This window comes from Kitasatospora cystarginea (assembly GCF_039533515.1).
In the GTDB taxonomy this organism is placed as follows: Bacteria; Actinomycetota; Actinomycetes; order Streptomycetales; family Streptomycetaceae; genus Kitasatospora; species Kitasatospora cystarginea.
The window spans coordinates 132,143-150,627 of sequence record NZ_BAAATR010000016.1; the positions used below are offsets into that span (position 1 = coordinate 132,143).

13 protein-coding genes are annotated in these 18,485 nt (G+C 74.8%); 5 read left to right on the forward strand and 8 right to left on the reverse strand.

All coding sequences use genetic code 11. The features are described from left to right. Nucleotides 1–72 precede the first annotated feature (72 nt). On the reverse strand, nt 73–858 hold the full coding sequence (locus ABD369_RS19325; protein ID WP_344637726.1) for a crotonase/enoyl-CoA hydratase family protein: 786 nt from the start codon (nt 856–858) through the stop codon (nt 73–75). Between the two features lie 120 nt (nt 859–978). Next, a complete protein-coding gene (locus tag ABD369_RS41180; RefSeq protein WP_425557669.1) occupies nt 979–1,110 on the reverse strand; it encodes a hypothetical protein in 132 nt (43 codons plus the stop codon). Nucleotides 1,111–1,201: 91 nt separating this feature from the next. Here ABD369_RS41180 and ABD369_RS19335 point away from each other — a divergent pair, with 91 nt between their 5' ends. The 3 genes from ABD369_RS19335 to ABD369_RS19345 all read left to right on the forward strand — a co-directional run bounded on the left by ABD369_RS19335 (nt 1,202) and on the right by ABD369_RS19345 (nt 3,280). Further along, complete coding sequence (locus tag ABD369_RS19335) at nt 1,202–1,405, forward strand: cupin domain-containing protein (RefSeq protein WP_344637688.1); 204 nt, start codon at nt 1,202–1,204, stop codon at nt 1,403–1,405. 175 nt (nt 1,406–1,580) lie between these two features. Further along, entirely contained in the window at nt 1,581–2,393 is an 813-nt protein-coding gene (locus ABD369_RS19340) for a class I SAM-dependent methyltransferase (protein WP_344637689.1), read from the forward strand. 122 nt (nt 2,394–2,515) lie between these two features. Continuing rightward, nucleotides 2,516–3,280, forward strand: coding sequence for an SDR family NAD(P)-dependent oxidoreductase (locus ABD369_RS19345; protein WP_344637690.1), 765 nt, complete (start codon nt 2,516–2,518; stop codon nt 3,278–3,280). Nucleotides 3,281–3,492: 212 nt separating this feature from the next. Here ABD369_RS19345 and ABD369_RS19350 read toward each other — a convergent pair whose 3' ends face one another. After that, a complete protein-coding gene (locus ABD369_RS19350) occupies nt 3,493–5,043 on the reverse strand; it encodes a S53 family peptidase (protein ID WP_344637691.1) in 1,551 nt (516 codons plus the stop codon). Between the two features lie 466 nt (nt 5,044–5,509). On the opposite strand from ABD369_RS19350, the gene ABD369_RS19355 reads away from it, so the two are divergent. Continuing rightward, entirely contained in the window at nt 5,510–5,959 is a 450-nt protein-coding gene (locus tag ABD369_RS19355) for a hypothetical protein (protein ID WP_344637692.1), read from the forward strand. 356 nt (nt 5,960–6,315) lie between these two features. After that, the gene (locus ABD369_RS19360; protein WP_344637693.1) at nt 6,316–7,152 is read left to right on the forward strand and encodes a polysaccharide lyase family 7 protein; all 837 of its coding nucleotides are present in this window, start codon (nt 6,316–6,318) and stop codon (nt 7,150–7,152) included. A 134-nt stretch (nt 7,153–7,286) separates the two neighbouring features. Here the strand turns inward: ABD369_RS19360 and ABD369_RS19365 are convergent, their stop codons facing one another. The 5 genes from ABD369_RS19365 to ABD369_RS19385 are packed head-to-tail and all read right to left on the reverse strand — an operon-like array spanning nt 7,287 to nt 18,227. Further along, nucleotides 7,287–10,127, reverse strand: coding sequence for a condensation domain-containing protein (locus tag ABD369_RS19365; RefSeq protein ID WP_344637694.1), 2,841 nt, complete (start codon nt 10,125–10,127; stop codon nt 7,287–7,289). After that, on the reverse strand, nt 10,124–11,923 hold the full coding sequence (locus ABD369_RS19370; RefSeq protein ID WP_344637695.1) for an amino acid adenylation domain-containing protein: 1,800 nt from the start codon (nt 11,921–11,923) through the stop codon (nt 10,124–10,126). Before ABD369_RS19370 ends, ABD369_RS19365 begins: the two co-directional genes overlap by 4 nt. A gap of 59 nt (nt 11,924–11,982) precedes the next feature. Further along, complete coding sequence (locus tag ABD369_RS19375) at nt 11,983–13,821, reverse strand: non-ribosomal peptide synthetase (protein ID WP_344637696.1); 1,839 nt, start codon at nt 13,819–13,821, stop codon at nt 11,983–11,985. A 58-nt stretch (nt 13,822–13,879) separates the two neighbouring features. Then, on the reverse strand, nt 13,880–15,052 hold the full coding sequence (locus ABD369_RS19380) for an acyl-CoA dehydrogenase family protein (protein WP_344637697.1): 1,173 nt from the start codon (nt 15,050–15,052) through the stop codon (nt 13,880–13,882). 55 nt (nt 15,053–15,107) lie between these two features. Further along, on the reverse strand, nt 15,108–18,227 hold the full coding sequence (locus ABD369_RS19385) for a non-ribosomal peptide synthetase (RefSeq protein ID WP_344637698.1): 3,120 nt from the start codon (nt 18,225–18,227) through the stop codon (nt 15,108–15,110). Between the last annotated feature and the right edge of the window lie 258 nt (nt 18,228–18,485).

Here is an 18,485-nt window from a genome sequence, read left to right on the forward strand (position 1 = left end):
TGTTCCAGAGAGGTTGAAGCCGGCGGAGTGCGCGGTTGCCGGTTCACGGAGGTGTCGGCGGAGGCCCGGGGCTCAGTCGCGATGGTGTTCGAAGGAGCCGTGGCGTCCGGCACCGGCGGTGAAGCGGGCTGCTCCGGCGGCGGTGTCGGCGGCCAGCGAGACCAGGCCGTGCTGCCATTCGTTGGCGATGGCCCCGGTCTCGGTGAGGCCGCCCTGTTCGAGCAGGGACAGGCGGTCGTGGCGCAGGCAGGTCTGGGGGAAGCGGGCGAGCTCGGCGGCCAGTGCCTCGGCGGCGGCGCGCTCCTCACCGATGGGGACGATCCGGTCGGCCAGGCCGATCCGGTGGGCCTCGGCGGCGTCGACCGGGCGGCCGGTGAGGATCAGGTCCATGGCCCGGCCGGTGCCGATCAGCCGGGGCAGCCGTACCGTGCCGCCGTCGATCAGGGGTACGCCCCAGCGGCGGCAGAACACCCCGAAGACCGCGTCCTCGGCCGCGACCCGGAGGTCGCACCAGAGGGCGAGCTCCAGGCCCCCGGCGACGGCGTGTCCCGCGATGGCCGCGATCACCGGCTTGCTCAGGCGCATCCTGGTCGGGCCCATCGGCCCGGGGCCGTCGGGGGAGAGGCGGTTGGCGCGCTCCGTGCCGACGGCCTTGAGGTCCGCTCCGGCGCAGAAGGTTCCGCCCTCGCCCCACAGCACCGCGACCGAGGCGGTGTCATCGGCCTCGAAGTCCTCGAAGGCGGCGGTCAGCAGGTCCGCGGTGGCGCCGTCCACCGCGTTGCGTGCGGCGGGCCGGGACAGGATCACCGTCCAGACCTGACCCGTCTGCTCGACCCTGACCGCCGACTCGGACCCGATTGCCACCGTGCGCGCTCCTCTCCCGGGGGGCCTGACGGAACGGCAGCGGCCGTCCACGACCGCCATCTTGCCGTCCGGACCGGCGTGCGGGACAGGGGACTGTCGCGTCCCGGGAGGAGTTCAGCGGACCAGGTGGTCGCGCGGGCCCATGACGATCGCCGGGCGGGCGGCCGGATCGAGCGCCTTGAGCAGTGTCACCAGGTCGGGCTGGGCCAGGCTGACACAGCCGTGGGTGGGGCCGCCGTGGTCCACATGCAACCATATGCCGCCGCCGCGTGAACTCCCCATCGGCTGCCGGGAGTCCAGCGGGCTCCGGCCCGGCACTCGGTTGTAGTTGCTGCGGATGAGCGAGCTGCCGCTGGAACCGGAGCGGCACGAGGACGCCGAGGCGCTGCTGGTGCTGGACGGCCGGCTCGAACTGGAGGTGGAGCAGATCGTGGTGTCGGTCGGTGCCGGAGAGCTGTACCTGGTGCCGGCGGGTGCGGTGCACGCCGTCCGCCCCGGGAGCTCGGGGACGCTGGTGGTCCTTGAACGGGAGAGCAGTTGAGCGAGCCCCTCCCGGACAGGTTCGGGCTCATGTTGCCGGGGCGGCCCTGGCCCCGCCGGCCACGGTGGGCCCGGCCCGCCGGCATGCCCTCCCCGGGGCCGCGAAGAGCTGACCGGCGGGGCCGACCGCCGGGGCCGCCGAGGGGCGCCGGCGCGGCGTGCGGCAGGATGACGGTATGGCAATCGACGGCAGGACGACGGAATCCGGATACCTTCTCGACAACCGGCAGCGTGAGGCCGGCAGGCGGTTCGAGGCGCTGGCCGAGATCTTCGACGGCTGGACCTTCGACCACCTGGACCGGATCGGGCTGACCGAGGGGTGGTGCTGCTGGGAGGTCGGCGCCGGCGGCCCCGGTGTCCCGGCCGGGCTCGCCCGGCGGGTCGGGCCGGCCGGGCGGGTGCTGGCCACCGACCTCGACACCTCCTGGCTGTCGGAGCCGCTCCCTGCGCAGGTCGAGGTGGTCAGGCACGACGTGGTCCGGGACGCGCCGCCCGCCGGGCCGTTCGACCTGGTGCACGCCCGTCTGGTGTTGGTGCACCTCGCCGACCGGGCGGAGGTGCTGCGGCGGCTGGTCGGGGCGCTGCGTCCTGGCGGCTGGCTGGTGATCGAGGACGCCGACCCGGCCCTCCAGCCGCTCGCCTGCCCGGACCAGCGCGGTCCGGCCGAAGAACTGGCCAACCGGATCCGGGCGGCCTTCCGCACCCTGCTCGCCCAGCGTGGCGTGGACCTCGGCTACGGCCGCACCCTGCCCAGGGTGCTGCGGGAGGCGGGCCTGGTGGACGTGCAGGCGGAGGGCTACTTCCCGGTCACCTCGCCGGTCGGCCGGGAACTGGAGGCGGCGACGGTCCGCCAGATCCGCGGCCAGCTGATCGAGCAGTGCCTCGTCGAGGAGCACGAGATCGACACCCATCTGGCCAACCTGCAGGGGGACGGGCTGGACGTCACCACCGCCCCGCTGATCACCGCGTGGGGCCGCCGACCGGTCTGACGGCTCCGGACGGCTCCCCGCGTGGGCCGGCCGCGCGGCCCGGACCCGCTTCGGCCGGCCGGCGGGCCGGGACGTTAGGCTGCTGACGAAGATCGCGCAGTGGACGGGCCATAGGGGGGACCGTGCTGGAACGGCTTGCGGTGGTGTCGGGTGGCGGTACGGGCATCGGCAAGGCCATCGCCCGGGAACTCGCGGCGGACGGCTGCCGGGTGGTCATCGTCGGCCGGCGGGCGGAGGTGCTGGAGCGCGCCCGGGAGGAGATCGACCGGGCGGTCGGAGCAGCGAGGGTCGTGCCGCTGAAGGCCGATCTGACGGACTCTCACCAGGTCTCGGCGGCGGCCGAATCGATAGCGGAGCTGGGCCCGGTCGACGTCCTGGTGAACAACGCCGGTGCGGTGATCACCGAGCCCGCGGACGACTCGCTGGCCGCGCTGGCCGACGCCTGGCGGCGGGACCTGGACACCAACCTGCTGACGGCGGTGCTGCTGACCACCGCCCTGCTGGACCGGCTGCGCCGCCCCGACGGCCGGCTGATCGTGATCAGTTCGGCGGCGGCCCAGCGCGGCGGTGCCGGACCGCACTCGGCGGGCTCGTACGCGGCAGCGAAGGCGGCCCTGCACGGCTGGGCCTTCGGCCTCGCGCGCCAGCTCGGCCCCGACGGGATCACGGTGAACGTGCTCGCGCCCGGCTACGTCGCCGACACCGAGATCTTCGGTGAGCGGTGGACCCCCGAGTTCCACGCCGCGAAGGTGGCCGACACCCTGGTCGGCCGGGCCGGCACCCCTGATGACGTCGCTGCGGCCGTCCGCTACCTGGCCTCCCCTGCGGCGGGCTACCTCACCGGTCAGGTCATCGGCCTCAACGGCGGTGCGGTGCTGGGGCGTTAGTGCTGCGTACCGGTCGGCTGGGATGCGGGCACCTGGGGCCGGAGTCGCGAAGGGCGGGCGCGCACGGCGGCGGCAGGCCTCCCGCCGCTCGTACGGATGCGCACCCCGCGAGCTGTCAGGAGACCTGCCGCCAGGGCCCGGCCGCCGGAGGATCACCCGGCCGGGACCCGGGACCGGCCGTCAGGCGACGGGACCGGTACGGCGACGGCGTACTAGCGCAGTGCGTCCAGCAGCGCCGTGCCGACGGGTACGCCCCAGCCGGTGACGGCGTCGTACCCGGCCAGGACCGGGTAGCCCACCGCCGGCGGATGAGAGCCGTTGTCGTGGCCGACCTTGATGTCCTGGCAGGCGGTCTGTCCGAGCCGCTGACCGTTGGTGCCGTGCTGGTAGAGCAGCGGGGTCAGGAAGCGCTGGCGCTTGCCGTCCGGCAGGAGGGCGTTGATGCGGGCGATGAGGGCCGCCCACAGGGGGGTGGAGGCGCTGGTGCCGCCGTTGGGCGAGGGCCGGCCCACGAGCGTCAGATCGTAGAGCGGCGAACCGGCCAGCGCGGCGACATCCGGTACCACCCGCCCGTCCCTGCTGTGCTTGTTCAGGGACCTCACCTGCACGTCCTGCCAATCAGGCCGGTCGAAGAGGATGCTCACACCGCCACCGCTCGCCCCGCCGCCCTTCCTGGTCCGGTGACCGGGCGACTCCCACCAGGCCTGCTCCTCGCCGGATCCGTTGATCATGGTGCCGCCCACACTGAGCACGGACGGACTGGCCGCGGGGAAGTCGACGTGGAAGGCGCCGTCCGCGACCTGGTCACCGGCTCCGTCGTCACCGGAGGCGACACAGACGGTGATGCCCAGGGTCGCCGCGGCCTGGAGCCGCTTGTCGATCTCGGTGAGCGCGGCCTGCGACCAGTCGGGGGCGTCCTCGGCGAGGCCCCAGCTGACCGACAGCGTCACCGGCTTGTCCTGGATGGTCTGGTCGAGCAGGTCGATCCAGCCCTTCTGGTCGAACGGTGCGAAGTAGAGCGAGATCGTCGCCCTCGGACAGAGCCCGGCGACGATCTGCACGTCCATCATGACTTCGGGGGTGGCCTCGGAGGCGTCGAGCTGGTCCTGGGGCGGCAGCTGCCGGAGTTCCTCGATGGAGAGCGGCGGGGTGTAGCCCAGGGGCACCACGGCGACCTGCGCCGTCTCCACCCCGTGCTGCGTGCAGAAGGCGTGCAGGTCGTCGGCGAAGTAGCCGCCGCCGAACTCGGCGATGCCGATCTTCTGGCCCTGCCCGTCGCCCTGCGGGAAGGTGTAGCGCTTCTCGAGGTCGGCCGGTGTGAGGGATCCCATGGCCCCGGACCCGGGAGCCGCTGCACGCCGGGCCACCCGCCGCTGGTCGAGCCCGAAGACACCGGTCACGATGCCCTCCAGCTCGGCCGGAATCCTCACCGCACCCTCGCGGCCGCGGAACTCCCCCTGCTCGGTGCTGTGGTAGATCCCCAGGTTCGCCTGGAAGGCGGCGTTCATGGCCGCCACCGGGCCGCTCACCTCGATGCTGCCCGGCTCCAGCTTGGTCCTGTCGACCTTGAGGCCGTAGCGCTCCAGGACGGTCTTCGTCTTCTCGGCGTCCGCCCGCCGCTGATCCATGTCGGCACCGGTCGCCGGTCCACGTAGGGAGAGGGTCACCGAGACCGGCGCCTGGGCGTCGGCATCCCGTACGCGTGTCGCGTCGCCCTTGGCGGGCCGCTTGCTTCCTTCCAGCAGTGTGTGCTGCTCGGACATTCGAATCCCCTTCGGATGGATGTGGTTGTGCGGTGCGGGAGTGCTGGGAGATCTCCTCCGGGGCCGCCGGGGCGGTTGCGCCGAGGACGTTCCCGGCGGGTGGCCGGAACCTGCAGGTTGTATCCGAACGATGGCAAGATCACGCGCCGCCGGGAGTCCCAGTCGCCCGGATGGGCCAGGGGTGCGCCGGAGCGGTCGCGCTGCTTCCGGTGTGCGAACGGCCGGAGCGGTCCCGTCGGGCTCGGTGTGCGTACGGTCGGCCCGGATGAGGGCCGGGGCGGTTGCGGCTGCTTCCAGGGCGGTCCGTTCGGCGGCCTGCGGCCCCGCCCTCCCGGCGATCGGGCGGAGGATCCGGTGTCTCGTGAGGAAATTGCCAGTGGTGAGTGACCAAACGTTACCGAGCGGTCATCCGGAGTTAAGCCGGCGGGGGACCGCCGAAGGGGAGGCGGCTGCGAGGCTACCGGCCATGGAGAGCGAATCGCTGAACGCCGAAGATCACGTGTCGGTGCATCGGGCCGTACGGGAGCTGTCCGATCGCTACCCGCATGTTCTGACGCTGAGCGCTCGGTTGGGGGCGTGGGCGGACCTCGTCGTGGATGTCGAGGAGGGCCTGGATGCCGTGTGGGCCTGGGACTTCGAGCAGGACGTCGTGGACCGCGACTGGCTCCATGACGCCTGGCCGATCCTGACCGAGCGGGTCCGCCGGCTCTGTCAGCCCGAGCTCGACGCCCTGGACGATCGGTTCCGGGCCGCCACGGCGCCGATCGGCTCGCCGGGTGCGCCGGGTGTGCCGGGTGCGCCGGAGGGGGCGGAGGAGGAGCGGTGGTGGCAGTCCCGGTACCCGCTGCGGGTGACGGGCGACCCGCTGACCCGGCTGCCACCGACCTGGTCGCCGGCCCCCACGTACGTCGGGTGACCCGGGCCGGCTTCGGCGATCGTCTCCGGGGTCCGGGCGGACGGCCCGGGAGCGGGCGGGCGGATCGGAGTGGGGTGGGCGATGGCGGCGTTCGGAGTGACGTGTTCGCGACAGCAGAGCTGGGTAGGCATGCGGGACCGCCGGCCCGAGGCGACGTCCTCGGGTGACGCGGGCGGGTGCTGGACGGCTGGGGAGGTCAAGGCGGAACGGCGGGCTCTCATGGACAACCAGGGCAGCCGCCATGGCGGTTGGCCGGGTGCGGTACGTGGCGATGGCTCGGCCGGCGTTTCCGCAGCTCTCCGTGTCGGTGTCCGGCGCTCGGCTCCGATGCTCCTCCGTGCCGAAGGGAACGCCTGATGCCGTCCGACCACTTCCCAGACCCGAAGCCGTCCACGAGCGCCGGCCGGGCCGCTCGCCGCGCGTCCCGCAGGCTGCGGACGACCGGTGCGCTCGTCCTCGTCGGAGCGCTCACGGTGTGCACCACGTCCGCTGCCGCCGCCGTGAGCGCGGGCGAGCGATCGGCGGGAGCAGCCGCGGCGGTCCCGCTGGACGGCTGGGACCTGATCCTGCCGGTCGACGCCGCCGGCGGGACCTCGGGCGACCATGCCGCGATCCTGCGCCCCGCCGCTCCCGCGTCCCCCTACCTGACCAGGGAGCCGGACGGCAGCCTCAACTTCTGGGCGCCGTCGGTAGGTGCGACCACCGCCTCGTCCCGGCACCCGCGCACCGAGCTGGTCGGGCGCGACAGTTGGACCGTCGGGACGAGGAAGCGGACGCTCGCCGCGACCGTGCGGATCGGCCAGGTGCCCGGCTCCACCCGTGACGTGATCGTCGGCCAGATCCACGGGGCGGGCGAGGACGGCTCCGTCCCGCTGGTGATGCTGCACTACGACGACGGCGTCGTCCGGGTCACCGTCAAGGACGCCGCCGACCGGTCCACCGTCCACCAACTGCTCACCGGGGTCGGGCTCGGAACCGCCTTCAGCTACACGCTCGCCGACAACGGCAACGGCACACTCACCTTCACCGCCCGGGTGGGCGCGGGGAACGCGGTCAGGAAGACCGTCCCCGTGCCCGCGGCCTACCGGGGCACGCGGGTCAGGTTCGCGGCCGGCGACTACGAGCAGGCGAGCGACGCGCTGCCGTACGGTGACGGCGGCCGGGTGGTCGTGAGCAGGCTGGCGGCCGGATAGTGCGTCGGGGCCGCGGCTGCGGGGGGGAGTCATGGGACGTCCCCGCACCCGCAGCCCCTTCGAGTCGGCGCGTGGCCCCGGAACGGACCGGGACCACGCATCGGCCCGGAATCGGAATCCGGACGGCCGGAGCGCTAGCGGACCATCAGGGCCAGCACGCTCCGCCAGTCCTCGCCCGGCTCGGCGCGGAGCAGCCCCGCCAGTGCGTCGGCGCGGTACCGCCAGGGGCGCAGCAGTTCGGCGTCGGCCTCGGGGTCGGTGTGTGAGCGCAGCTCGACGGCGCTGGACGAGCCGAGCAACCGGGCCAGTTCCCCGGCCAGTTCGACCCAGGAGACATGTCCGGAGACGGCATTGACCACCTGCCCGTCCGCCCGGCCGGTGCCGTCGGCACAGCCGATCACCGCCCGGGCCAGGGCGGCGGAGTGGACCCAGCAGGCGCCGTACCAGGAGGCGCCGTACACCGCGGGGTCGGGAAGCAGCAACGGCTGCCCGGCCTGCGCGGCCTGGAAGAGCGCCCCGGTCGAACCCCAGCGCAGCTGGTCGCGCAGCCGTCGGTGCGGACCCCAGACGATCGGGGAGCGGACCACCGAAGCGGCGCCGCGCCCCTGTGTACCGGCGGCCTCCAGCAGGATCCGCTCGCAGTCCAACTTGCCCTGCCCGTAAGGAGACACGGGCAGTTCGGCCGGTGCCCCCTCGGTGACCTCGGCACCGGCCGGACGGCCGTAGGCGTCGATGCTGCTGACGAAGACGAAGCTGCCGCCCCGCCAGGAGTCCACCATGGCGCGCATGGCCGCGACGTCCACCTCGGGCGAGGTGAAGGTGCAGGCCGCGTGGATGACCGCGTCGACCCCCCTCACCGCGGCTCGCAGGCTGTCGAGGTCGGCGAGGTCGCCCTCCACCACCTCGACCCCGTCCAGCGCCACCAGGTGGGCCGACTCCGGCCTGGCCAGCGCGCGCACCGGGCGGCCCTGCGCCATCAGCTCCTGCAGCAGGGCGGCGCCGACACCGCCCGTCCCACCGGTGAGCAGCACCGTGCCCTCGCGGACCACGCCGCGTGCCGGGCGGCCCGGCTGCCGGGACGCGGCCGCGCGCCGGTCGGCCTCCCGAACGTCGAGCAGGGCCGCCACGGCACGCGGGGTGCGCTGCTCCAGGACGTCCAGACCGGTGAGCGGCAGTCCGGTGCGCCCGCGCAGCCGCTCGGCGAGCTGGACGGCGACCAGGGAGTGACCGCCCAGCACGAAGAAGTCGGCCTCGGGGTCGGGGCGGGAGCCGAGCAGCTCGCCGAAGGCGGTGCGGACGGTCTCCAGCCTGCCCGGTCCGGCCGGGGTGCCGCTGGCGCCCGGAAGGCGCCCGGGGTCGACCGTGCCGTCGGCCCGGCGGGGCAGCGCGTCCAGCAGGGTGACGGCGGCCGGGACGTCTCCGGCCGCCAGCCGGGAGCGCAGCCGCATCCGCAGCTCGGTTCCACCGGGCGCACCGGCTCCGGAGACCACCGCGTACGCCAGCGGGGGCAGGCCGTCGCGCTCCACCACCAGGGCCTCGGCGACGCGGGGTTCGGCGAGCAGCGCGGTCTCGGCCGGATGGGCCGGGGTGAGCAGTGGTTCCCCGGGCAGCAGCGCGAGCCGCCGGCCGCCGTCCTCGGCCACCGCCGCCAGCAGCGCGCCGAACGCGGTGAGCAGCTGCCGGGCGGCCGGCTCGCCGAGCACATCGGTGTCGTACTGCACCAGGCAGCGCGGCTGCGGGCCCTCCTCGACGAACAGCCCGAGGTCGAACTTGGCCAACCCGAGGTCGACCTCCAGCGCCTCGGCCGCCAGGCCGGGCAGCCGCAGCGGGTCCGGCGGCCGGACCACGTCGCAGGTGACCGAGAGCAGCGCGGTGCCGTCCGCGCCCCGGGCCGCCGCGCCCAGGCGCTCGACCACCAGATCGAACGGGACCTGGTGGTGCTGCTGCGCGGTGAGCAGTGCGGTGTGGACCCGGTCGAGCACCTCGGTGAAGGCTGGGTCGCCGCCGAGGTCGGTCCGCACCGGCAGGGTGTTGACACACAGGCCGATCAGCCGGCGCAGCTCGGGCCGGGAGCGGTGGCCGCTGACGCAGCCCAGGGTGAGGTCGCTCTGGCCGGTGGCGCGGTGCAGGGTGGCGAAGGCTGCCGCCAGCACTACGGCGAACAGGGTGGCGCCCTGCTCGCGGCCGAGCCGGCGCAGCCCGGCCAGGGTCTCGGCGGGCAGCGGCTCGGTGTGCAGTCCCGCGGTCCGCGTCCGCGGCCCGCCGTGGGCGCGGCGGGGTAGCGGCACCGGGCGCGCCTCGGCCAGGCGGTCGGCCCAGGCGTCCACCTCGGCGGCGAGCGGGTCCGCGCGGGAGTGCTCCCAGCGGGCGAAGTCGGCGTACTGGAGCGGGGGTTCGGGCAGCTCGGCGGGTTTCCGGTCGAGTGCCGCCGAGTACAGTGCGGCGAGTTCGGCGGTGAGGGCGGGCAGCGAGCCGCCGTCCACGGCGATGTGGTGCAGGGTGAGGAGCAGGGTGTGGTCGTCCGGGGCGTGCCGCAGGGCCAGGGCGCGCAGCACCGGACCGGTGGCCAGGTCGAAGGGGCGGCCCGCCTCGGCGCTCAGCAGGGCGGGGGCCTCCTCCGGCGCGGCCGGTACCACGGGGACGGGCACCGGCGCGGTGGGCAGCGGCTCCTGGTAGGGCTCGTCGCCGCTGCGTCCGTAGCGGGTGCGCAGGATCTGGTGACGGGCAGTCAGGGCGGTGAGCGCGTCGGCGAGCGCCCCGAGGTCGAGCGGGCCGTGCAACCGGGTGGCCAACGGGACGTTGTAGAGCGCGCCGCCCTGGCCGAGGCGGTCCATCAGCCACATCCGCCGCTGGGCGTGCGAGAGCGGCGCCGGGCCGCTTCCGCCGCTGCGGGGGATGGGCTCGGGACGGGTGCCGCCCGCCCGCTGCCTGGCCAGCCGCAGAAGGGCGGCCTGGGCCTGGTCGGTGTGGGTCATCGGGTGCCCTCCGGACGCGGGGCGGCGTGGGCGGCGAGCAGGGCACGCTCGACCAGGGCCGCCTGGTCGGCCACGGTGGGGTGGGCGAAGAACTCGGCCAGCGTCAGCTCCACGCCCAGGTCCTCGCGGAGGTCGTCGACCACCCACATGGCCATCAGCGAGTGCCCACCCTCGCCGAGGAAGTCGGCGTCCGGCCGGGCGACCGGGCGGCCGAGCGAGCGGGACCAGGCCTCGGCGACGGCCTGCTGCAGCGGGGTCAGCTCGGCGGCCGGGGCCTGTTCGGCGGCGGCCGGTCCGGTCTCGGCCAGGGCACGGCGGTCGATCTTGCCGGCGCCGGTGAGCGGCAGGGCGTCCAGGAAGGTCCAGGCGGTGGGGACCAGGTGCTCGGGAAGCCGGTCCGCCAGCCGGGCGCGCAGGCCGTCCGCGGTCGGCAGGCAGCCCTCGGCGGGGACCACGCAGGCGGTGAGCGCGGTGTCCGGCTGCCCGGCCCCGCGTACCACGACCGCCGCCTGCGCGACCTCGGGGAGCAGCCGCAGGGCGTGCTCGACCTCGCCCGGCTCGATCCGGAAGCCGCGTACCTTGACCTGGTCGTCGGCCCGTCCGTGGAAGTCCAGGACGCCGTCGGGGCGGGTCGAGGCCAGATCGCCGCTGCGGTACATCAGGCCATGGCCGGGGATCTCCCGGAACCGGTCGGCGGTCAGCTCGGGCTGCCCCCGGTAGCCCAGCGCGAGCCGGGCGCCACCGATCCACAACTCGCCCTGAACGCCCGGGAGTACGGGGCGCAGCTGGTCGTCAAGCACGGCGGTGGTTGCGCCGCCGAACGGCCGTCCGATCGGCAGCCGGTCGGCGCAGTCGGCCGGGCTGACCCGGTGCAGGGTGGTGAAGGTGGTGGCCTCGGTCGGCCCGTAGCCGTTCACCAGCCGCAGCCACGGGAAGGCCCGCAGCACGGCGGCGGCGTGCTGCGCGGACATCGCCTCGCCGCCGGCGACCAGGGTGCGCAGTACACCGAAGATCCGGGACTGCCGGACGGCCAGCTCGTGGCAGAGCGCGGTGGTCAGGAAGGCCGTGGTGACGCCGAACCGCTCGATGTCGCGGGCCAGTTCCTCGGCGGTCGGGCGCTCGGCGGGGGAGACCATCACGGCGGCGCCGCGCGCCAGCGGTGCCCAGATCTCGAAGGTCGAGGCGTCGAAGCTGGTGGAGGAGTGGAACAGCACCCGGTCGTCCGGGCCCAGCGCGATCCCGTCCGCTGCCGTCACCAGGTCGGTGATCGCGCGGTGCGGGATCTCCACGCCCTTGGGGCGGCCGGTGGACCCGGAGGTGTACATCACCAGGGCGATCGCCCCGGGGTCGTCCAGGGCGGGGTGCGGCGGGGTGACGGCGGTCTCGTCCTGGAGCCCGGTGTCCGGGAGCTCCAGGGCCAGGGTGTGCTCGTCCGGCAGTCCGGCCCCGGCCAGCAGGGCCTTGTCGCCGAGCGTGAAGCGGACCCCGGCGTCCTCCAGCATCGCGGCGGTGCGCGGGCGCGGATACGCCGGGTCGAGCGGCACGGCGTGCGCGCCCGCCCACCAGACGGCGAGCTGGGCCACGACCAGGCGGGTGGAGCGGGCGGCGAGCAGGCCGATCGCGCTGCCGGGGCCCACCCCGTGCGCGCCGAGATCGGCGGAGAGTTGTCCTGCGGCGAGAACTAGTTGACGGTACGTCAGGACGGTCGTGCCGTCGGAGACGGCCAGTGCGTCCGGGTGCAGCTCGGCGTGCCGGGCGATCAGGCCGGGGACGCCGCCGGGTACGGGGGAGGTCAAGGTGGTTCCCTTCCGGGTGCCCCGGGGGTGTGGCCGGGGCACCCTGGTGCGACGTGCGGTCAGGAGGCGGCGACGGCGCTCGGGCGCCGGGCCTCGACCAGCTCCGCGAGCCGGCGCAGATCGGGCTGGCGCAGCAGCTGCGGAGCGCGCAGCCGTACGCCGCACTCCTGCTCCAGCGCGACCAGCAGGCGGGCGGCGATCAGCGAATTGCCGCCCGCTTCGGTGAAGTTGTCGAGCGGACCGAGCTCGGGCCGGCCGAGCAGCTCGCGGGTCAGCCGCAACACGGTGTGCTCGGTGGGCGAGGCGGCCTCGGCCTCCGGGGAGTCGGCGGTGTCGGGTTCGGCGGCGAGCAGCACGGCCCGGTCCACCTTGCCGTTGACGTCCAGCGGGAAGGTGTCGACCAGTCGGACCAGTGTGGGTACGGCCTGCTCGGGCAGCCACTCCCGCACCTGCGGCAGCAGCTCGGCGCCCGCGCGCAGGGCGGGCTCGGCGGGCTGGACGAAGGCGACCAGCTGCACCCCGCCCGCCGCGCCCGCCCGGGCGGCCACGGCGGCGCGCCGCACCCGCGGATCGCGCTCGAAGGCCGCCTCGACCTCGGCGGGCTCGATCCGCACCCCGCTGACCTTCACCTGGTCGTCCAGTCGGCCCTGGAACTCCAGGACCCCGTCGGGCCGCATCAGCACGCGGTCGCCGGTGCGGTAGACCCGGTCGACCCCCGGGGCGTCCTGCGGCGCGGCGACGAAGCGCCGGGAGGTGAGCTCCTCGTCGAGGTAGCCGAGCGCCAGGCAGCGCCCGCCGATGCGCAGTTCACCGGAGGTGCCGCGGGGTACCGGGTGTCCGTCCTCGTCCGTGACGGCGACGAAGACCCCGGGCAGCGGGCGGCCGATCGGCGGGGTGTCCGCGCCGTCCGGGGCCGCACCGGGCGCCATGGTGTGCACGGTGGTCGCCACCGTGGCCTCGGCCGGGCCGTAGGCGTTGTGCAGGTGCGCGGTGACCCCGGGTCCAGGGTAGCGGCGCAACCGGTCTCCGCCGACGATGAGATGACGGAGCGTCAGGTCATCGCGCCACGGCAGGTCGAGCACCGGCTCGGCCAGCGGGGTCGGCAGCACGCACACCGTGATCCCGGCCCGGTGCCACCAGTCGGTGAGCGCGCCCGGGTCCCAGCGCACCTCCTCGGGAGCCACGCTCAGTGCGGCACCGGAGGTCAGCGCCGCCCACAGCTCCATCAGGTGCGGGTCGAAGGCGACCCCGATCATGAGGCTGTGCCGGTCACCGGGGCCGAGACCGGTCAGCTCGCGGTACCAGTGCAGCAGCGCGCCGAGCGACTCCTCGCCGACGGCCACCGCCTTCGGGGTGCCGGTCGAACCGGAGGTCAGCACCGAGTAGAAGGTCCCGGCCGGCGCGCCCACGGCGCCCTCGGCCGCCGGGGCGAAGGCCGCGACCACGGTGGCGGAGGCGTCCGCGCCCTCGGCGGGCAGCGGCAGCACCAACTGCTCCGCCGTACCGGTCCGGTGGGAGGGCGGCAGCAGCTCGGTTGCGCCGATCAGGCAGCCCAGCCGCAGGTTCCCCGCCACCGCCTGGAGGCGGCGCTCACCCGGGCGCGGGCCGAGCGGCAGGTAGCCGGCGCCCAGCCGGGCCGCCGCCACCGCGACGGCGACCAGCGCCACCGAGTGGTCCAGGCAGACGCCGACCAGCTCGCCCGGGCGCACCCGGTCGCGCAGCGCGTCGGCCACCGAGTCGGCCAGGGCGTCGAGTTCGGCGTAGCTCCAGCTGCGCTCGCCGTCGATCAGCGCGGGCGCTTCGGGGGTGCGGCGCACCCAGTCGAGGTAGCCCTCCAGTACGGCGGCGTCCTCGTGCGGACGGCCGTGGTCGATGCTGGGAGCGGATGTGTCGGTCATGGTTCTGGTCTCCGAGTCTGTGGGCGGGACGGGCGGCCTGGATCGGCGGTTCAAGGCCTCAGCCCAGACCCATGGCCCTGGCGACGATCACCTTCTGGACCTCGGAGGTCCCCTCGATGATGGTCATCATCCGGACGTAGCGGTACAGGAATTCCAGCGGATGCCCGCGCACCCAGCCGGTGGCCCCGTGCACCTGCAGCGAGCGGTCCACCACCCGCACCGCCGTCTCGGAGGCGGTCAGCTTGGCCAGCGCCGCGTTCTCCGGCGCCTCGGTGCCCTCGTCGACCAGCCGGGCACAGGCCAGGGTGAGCAGCTTGGACGCCTCCACCTCGGCCCGGCTGCGCACCAGGTGCTCCTGGACGTGCTGGTAGTTGCCGATCCGCTCGCCGAAGGCCTCGCGCTCCCGGGCGTACTCCACACCCAGGCGCAGCGCGTACTCGGCGACGCCGTTGGACATCGCGGCGACCACCAGCCGTCCACGCGAGAGGCTGTCCATGGCCAGCGCCATCGCGGCGCCGACGCCCTGCTCGCCGCCGATCACGGCGTCCATCGGCACCCTGACCTGCTCCAGCACCAGCTCGAACAGCGGCTCGCCCGACATGCCCTCGTAACGCTGCCCGATCCGCAGCCCCGGCTGGTCCATCGGCAGGACGAACGCCGTCGCGCCGCCGGTCGGCCCCTCACCGAGGTCGGTCGCGGTGACCACCAGGGCGAAGTCGGCCCGGTCGGCGTTGCTGACGAAGGTCTTGCGGCCGCTGATGACCCAGCCGTCGCCGTCCCGCCGCGCGGTGCAGGTCAGCCGGAAGGCGTCGGAGCCGGCCTGCGGCTCGGTCAGCGCCAGGCAGCGCGCCGCCTCACCGCGCACCAGCGGCGTCAGATACCGCTCGATCTGCTCCGGCGTGCCGTGCCGCAGCAGCGGGGACGGCCCGTCGGAACCGGCCAGCGCGTACGGGGCCAGCGAGCAGCCACTGCGCCCGGCCGCGTGGTGCAGCAGTACCACGGCGGTGAAAGGCATCCCGGAGCCGCCGAGCTCCTCGGGGTAGTCCCCGGCGTAGAAGCCGAGCGCGGCCGAGCGCTTGCGGACGTAGGCGCGCAGATCGGCGGGCGGCTGGTCGGCGGTCTCGGGCAGCTCGGCGGCCAGCGGCACCAGCTCGCGGCGGACGAAGCTCTCGAAGGCCTCGACCAGTTCGCGGTGGCCGTCCTCGAGAACGGAGGAGGGAGTGGAGTTCACAGTGCGGCTCCGGTCGGGACCTGGGAGGGGCTGGCGGTGGTTACGCGGACGGCGCTCACGAGCGGCCGCCCGTCAGGGCGCGGGCCTGGTCGGCCAGCACGGGGTGCTGGAACAAGGCGCGCAGCGGCGGGCGGTGGCCCAGACGCGGCTCCAGCCAGGCGGCCAGCTGGGCGGCGAGCAACGAGTGCCCGCCGATCTCGAAGAAGTGCGAGTCGGGCCCGAAACGGTCGTGGCCCAGGACCTCACGCCACGCTTCGGCGACCAGCGCCTGCGCGGGATCGGTGAAGACCACCTGCTCCTCGGGCGACTCGGCCCCGGGCGCCGGGAGTTCGGCGAGCCGGCGGACCAGCGCCGCCCGGTCGGGCTTGCCACCCGGTAGCGTCGGCATCTGCTCCAGCGCCACCCAGGTGCCGGGGACCAGCGCTCCGGGCAGCCGGCGGGCCAGCGCGGAGTGCAGCGCGGCCTGGTCGGGCTGCTCGGCGCCCTCCAGGAAGCCCACCAGCCGGGGGTCGGCGGCCGTGTCCCGGTCCAGCACCACCGCACAGGAGCGGCCGCCGAGTTCGGCGGAGGCCGCCGCCTCGATCTCCTCGAGCTCGATCCGGAAGCCGCGCAGCTTCACCTGGTTGTCCTGGCGGCCGAGGAACCACAGCCGGCCGTCCAGGTCGCGGTAGCCGCGGTCGCCGGTCAGGTACACCCGCTCACCGCCCAGCGTGGCGGGCGCGACGAACCGGGCCGCGGTGACCTCGTCCCGTCCGAGGTAGCGATCGGCCAATGCCGGTCCGGAGACAGCGAGTTCACCGATAGCGCCGGCGGGCAGCGGGTGGTGGCCCAGGTCCAGCACGTGCACCCGGGTCCCGGCCAGCTCGGCCCCGAGCGGGATCTCCTCGATGCCCTCCGCCAGATCGGCCGCGGCGACCTCGTGCACGGTCGAGGTGACGGTGGCCTCGGTGACGCCGTACGCATTCAGCACCGTCGCCGAGGTGTCCTGCGCCAGCGGGCGCAGCGCGGCGGCGGGCAGCCGCTCGCCGCCCAGCACGATCAGCCGCGGTGACCAGCGCCCGTCCCGCAGCGCCTCGCGCAGCTCCTCCCGCACGGCCAGGAGGTAGCTGGTCGGCAGGTTGGCCACGGTGACCCCGCGCGCGGCGAGAACCGCGACCAGTTCGGGACCGGTCGGTACCTCGCGCTGCGGCAGCACCAGCGCCGCCCCGGCGGCCAGCGAGGGCAGCACCTCCTCCAGCGCCACGTCGAAGGACGGCCGGGCGAACAGCAGCACCCGGTCCGCCGTGCTCAGCCCGTACCGCTGCGCCAGCGCGCCGGTGTAGCCAGCCAGCGCGGTGCGGCTCACCAGCACCGGCTTGGGCACACCGGTCGACCCGGAGGTGTGGATGACGTACGCGGCGCCGTCGAGCACCGCCGCCGGCTCGGCCTTCGGGAACGCGGGGCCGTCCAGCAGGGCGGGGACGCGCCCGTCGGAGGGCATGGCGAGCGCGCTCTGCCGGGTGGCCAGCACCAGCGCGGGCTCCAGCCGCTCCAGCAGCAGGCCGAGGCGGGCCGCCGGGTCCTCCGGCGAGAGCGGCGCGTACACCGCCCCGAGGCGCAGACAGGCCAGCAGGGAGACCACGCTGTCCACTCCCCGGGGCAGCAGCACGGCGATCGGCTGACCCGGCGTCACCCCGGCCGTCCGCAGCCGCTCGACCAGCTCACCGACCCTGCGGTCCAGATCTCCGTAGGTCAGCCGCTCGGCGCCCGCGATCACCGCCAGGCCGCTCGGGTCCTGCGTGGCCGCCGGGTCGAGCAGGGCGGGGTCCGGGTCGGTCGGTCGGCCGGCCGGTGCCGTCGCCGGCGCGCCCAGCGCGGACAGCGGGGCCTGCGGCTCGTCCAGGTAGGCGCGCAGCAGGTCCAGCAGGCGCTCGGCCAGCAGCTGCGCCACCGGCTCGCCGAACAGGTCGGCGTCGTAGTCCCAGATCAGGGTCATCCCGGCGGCGCCGTGCCGCTCGCCGACCACCCGGCGGTCGTCGGGCAGCAGCACCACGTCCAGGTCGAACCGGGTGGTGCCGGTGTTGAACCCCTCGTAGAGCGAGATCTCCAGGCCCGGTGCCTGCACCTCGGGCAGCACGGCGTCGTGCGCGCTGAACATCACGTCGAACAGCGGGTTGTCCGCACCACCGGTGTGCAGGCCCAGCGAACGGGTCAACTCCTGGACGGGAACGTCCTGGTGGGGCAGCGCCCGCAGCAGCGTGTCGGTGACCTCGTCCACCGCGTCGGTACCGGGCGCGACCGCGTCGAGGCGGATCCGCAGCGGCACGGTGTTGACGAACATGCCGACCGTGCCCTCGAAGCCCACCGGACGGTTGCCCACCGCCGTGCCCACCACCAGCTCGTGGTGGCCGCTGTGCCTGCGCAGCAACTCGGCGAAGAGCGTGAGCAGCGTGCTGAACGGGGTGTGGCCGTCGCTCTTGCTGCGCTCGCGCAGCCGCTCGGCGAGGTCGGCGCCGATCGACTGGCGCAGCTGGCCGCCCCGGTGGCGGCGCACCGCACCCGGACGCTTCAGGCCGGGCAGGACCAAGTCGAACGACGCGTCCTGCAACTCCCGCTGCCAGTACGCCAGGCTGAGCTCCCGGGCCTGCGCCTTGCTGCCGTCGGTGTCGGTGCGCACGTGCTCCTCGTAGGAGCGGGCGGGCGGGAGCTCGGCCTGCTCGCCGAGGGTGTGCGCGCGGTACGCCGTGAACAGGTCGCGCAGCAGGACGGCGAAGGAGTGGCCGTCGTGGATCAGGTGGTGCTCCACGTGGACCAGGCGGTGGTGCTGCTCGCCGAGCCTGACCAGGTGCCAGCGCAGCAGCGGCGCTTCCCCGGTGTCCAGCGGCTCCTCGGCCTCGGCGGACAGCAGGCGGCGGAACGCCTCCTCCTGGTCGTCCTCGGTGCTGAGGTCGCTGCTGCGCAGGCGCGGCTCCGCCCCTTCCCGCACCCGCTGGGCGGGGAGTCCGCCGGGCTGGGGCACCAACTCCAGGCGCAGACCCGGATGATGGGCGATCACGGCGGCCAGGCCGGCGCGCAGGGCGTCGGTGTCGAGCGAGCCCCAGAGGTCGAGGGCGGCGGTGAAGTTGTAGGCGCGGCTGCCGGGGAGCATCTGCTCGTGCAGCCAGACGATCTCCTGGGAGGAGGAGAGAGCGAACATGGACGGATCCCTTTGCTTGTGGCGGGAGTTCCCGGCGCCGCGGCAGGCGCCCGGTCGGGGCGTGTCGCGGCTCGGGAGGTGACGGGTCATCGGGTCTTCGGACAGCCGGGCGGCGCCTCGGGGGTGGGGGCGGCGTGCCTGGCCGACCACGGTGGTGCGGGGGCGGCGGCGGTGGCGCGGGGTCGTTCACGTGCTACCGCGCGCTTCGGGGAGCCGGATTCGTGGACGGCTTTCGCCGGGCGGGCTCGGCTGTGGGGT